Below are 1,017 nucleotides of genomic sequence, written 5' to 3' on the forward strand. Positions count from 1 at the left end.
AGATGTGTATAAGAGACAGTGGTTGCGCCGCATCATCGCGCCCGCGGTCAGCGCACGGCGGATGGCCGCGTTACGTCCGGTCGTCGAGAAGGTCGCGGCCGAGCTGGCCGACGGACTGGAGACCACGCCGGCGGGCGCGGCCACCGATCTGCGGGCCCGGTACGCCGTACCCCTGCCCATCGCGGTCATCGGGCACCTCATGGGGGTGCCGGCGGGGCGGCGGGAAGAGTTCCGCGCCCGCGTGGACCGGGTGTTCGACACCATGATCAGCCCCGCCGAGGCCGCCGCCAACACCGCGGCGCTGTACACGCTGCTGGACGACCTGATCGCCGCCAAGCGCGCCGAGCCCGGCGACGACCTGACCTCCGCGCTGATCGCGGTGCGCGAGGAGGACGGCGGATCGGCCCTGACCGAGGAGGAGCTGCGCGACACGCTCCTGCTGATGATCAACGCCGGGTACGAGACCACCGTCAACCTGATCGACCAGGCGGTCACCACCCTGCTCACCCGTCCCGAGCAGCTCGCCCACGTCCGCACCGGCCGGGCCGGCTGGGCCGACGTCGTGGAGGAGACGCTGCGTCACGATCCGCCCGTCAAACACCTGCCGATGCGCTTCGCCGTCCGCGACATACCGCTGCCGGACGGGCGGACGATCCTCAAGGGCGAGGCGATCCTCGCCTCGTACGCCGCCGCCAACCGCCACCCGGACTGGCACGACGCCCCGGACGCGTTCGACGTCACCCGGATCACCAAGGACCACCTCGCCTTCGGCCACGGCATCCACTTCTGCCTGGGCGCGGCGCTGGCACGGCTGGAGGGCGAGACCGCGCTCCGCGTGCTGTTCGACCGGTTCCCGGACATCGAACTCTCCGTGGAACCCGGGGAGTTACGCCCGCTCGCGTCGCTGATCAGCAACGGCCACCGATCGCTCCCGGTCCGCCCGCGCCCGTGACCGACGCGCGGGACCGGACGGGGCGGGACCGGACGGGGCGGGACCGGACGGGGCGGCACCCCGGC

At 72.8% G+C, this 1,017-nt stretch carries 1 protein-coding gene; it reads left to right on the top strand.

All coding sequences use genetic code 11. From position 1 onward, the window contains the following. A partial coding sequence (locus IH13_RS0134295) for a cytochrome P450 family protein (protein ID WP_031090763.1) occupies positions 1-952 on the top strand: 952 nt, incomplete at its 5' end. Positions 953-1,017: the final 65 nt, after the last annotated feature.

This window comes from Streptomyces sp. NRRL WC-3549 (assembly GCF_000721935.1).
Lineage (GTDB): Bacteria > Actinomycetota > Actinomycetes > Streptomycetales > Streptomycetaceae > Streptomyces.